Source organism: Enterococcus sp. RTP21361st1_A6_RTP21361_211029 (assembly GCF_040910045.1).
Lineage (GTDB): Bacteria > Bacillota > Bacilli > Lactobacillales > Enterococcaceae > Enterococcus_D > Enterococcus_D gallinarum.
In genome coordinates this window covers 1-1,640 of record NZ_JBDGBK010000197.1, presented here as the reverse complement: position 1 = coordinate 1,640, position 1,640 = coordinate 1, and the positions used below count along the sequence as shown (strand labels likewise).

Sequence of the window (1,640 nt, the reverse complement as noted above, 5' to 3'; positions counted from 1 at the left end):
GACAGTAAAGAAAGTATAAAAAGTTAAGGGCTAAAAAGGCTGCACTACCAGTCTTTTAGCCCTTTTCATTTTGTTTTTGAACAAGTAAAATATTACTATGAAAGCGAATATTCTCGAAGCAATCTTTTTTGACGAACACCATAATTGGGATAACTTTGTTGAGAAATACGGGCGAAAGATTCGGCTAGTCGTCAAACGGGAAGTAAACAAGTTTAGATATTGTGGAGATATTCAAAAAGGATACCGACTGTTTGTCTGCGAAGGATGTCATCAAACAAAGTTTGTTCCCTTGAAATGTCGTGGAAAGTTCTGTCCAACGTGTGCAACAGGTGAAAGCCAAAGGTGGTCAGCGGTTGTGGCGAATGATATGTTTAAAGTGACACATCGGCACGTAATCTTTACGATCGATGAGGGGTTACGGGAAATCTTTATGATGGAAAACTATCGAGATTCCTTACTGAAAGGACTAATGGATGAAGCCGCAAAAATTATTCTTGCCTATTTTGAGAAAAGAAAGGTGAAGGCAGGTATAGTAGCTACAATCCACACCTTTGGATCAAAACTAGAATTTAATCCGCATGTTCATATGGTTGTTACTATGGGTGGCTTAACAAGAGATGGAAGTTGGGAAGAATACGATTATTTACCTTTTTCTATGTTAAGAAAATACTGGAAAAATGCTGTATTGAAACTAATTAGACGAACGTTAGGTGAGTGGGACAAGCAAAGAGTTCAATCAAGATTACAAGCTGCGTACAAGAACAATGGAGAAGGGTTTTACGTAAATGCTCCTAAAAGGAGCAGGACAAATCTAAAGTCACTACTCCAATACATCAGTCGTTATATGAAGCGTGGCCCGATCGCATTAAGCCGAATCTTAATGTATGATGGCGACACTGTCATGTTCAACTACATGGACAAACGAACGAATACTAAAGAGACGATGACCATGAGTATAGACGAATTCATAGCTGCATTGATTCGCCATATTCAAAATAAGAATTTCAAAACGATTCGTCGCTATGGAATCTATAGTCGTAGAATCAAAACATTAATGAAAAAGGTCATGAAGGAGTATCAGAAACGAGTAAAAAAGCTGTTTATCAATCTGAATGAGGCCTTAAGACCAAAATCCTGGGAAGAAAGAATAACCGAAGAATTTGGTGAAAATCCCTTAGAATGTTCTTGTTGCGGTGAGTACTATGAATTCGTTGGGACGAGTGTGCGCAAAAATGGACGGTTAGTTATTAAATATGCGAAAGATAACCATGCAAAGCGGTTTATGCGAGAGGAGAATCGAAAAATTGACCAAAAAGAATTCAGGCAACAGTATGAAGAAGAAAAGAAAAAACTTTTAAAGCAATTCGCTGGGATTGGGAACGCCAACGTGAAATTTATATGTCTAAGTTGTGGTGAAAAAGAATCAATCCCAATGGATGTAGTAAAATTTTTAGATGATGCAGATATTGCAAATGATCCGAACAATCCTCCCCAATTTACCTGTGAAAAATGTGGGAAGGAGATGTATCCAGAATATTATAGAAACGCCCTTGGAATAGAGTTTAAGATCAGTGATGCTCAATAAGAAGGTTAATCATACAAAAAGTCCACCGGAGAATTCATTCTCCGGTGGTTTTCTT

At 37.7% G+C, this 1,640-nt stretch carries 1 protein-coding gene; it reads left to right on the top strand.

The genetic code is table 11. The features are described from left to right. Window positions 1–97: 97 nt before the first annotated feature. On the top strand, window positions 98–1,585 hold the full coding sequence (locus tag AB5Z52_RS16965) for a transposase (RefSeq protein ID WP_368243987.1): 1,488 nt from the start codon (window positions 98–100) through the stop codon (window positions 1,583–1,585). The last annotated feature ends 55 nt before the right edge of the window (window positions 1,586–1,640 follow it).

Coding starts and splice junctions, on each gene's coding strand:
- AB5Z52_RS16965 (WP_368243987.1), top strand. CDS start 98: ATGAAAGCGAATATTCTCGAAGCAATCTTTTTTGACGAACACCATAAT.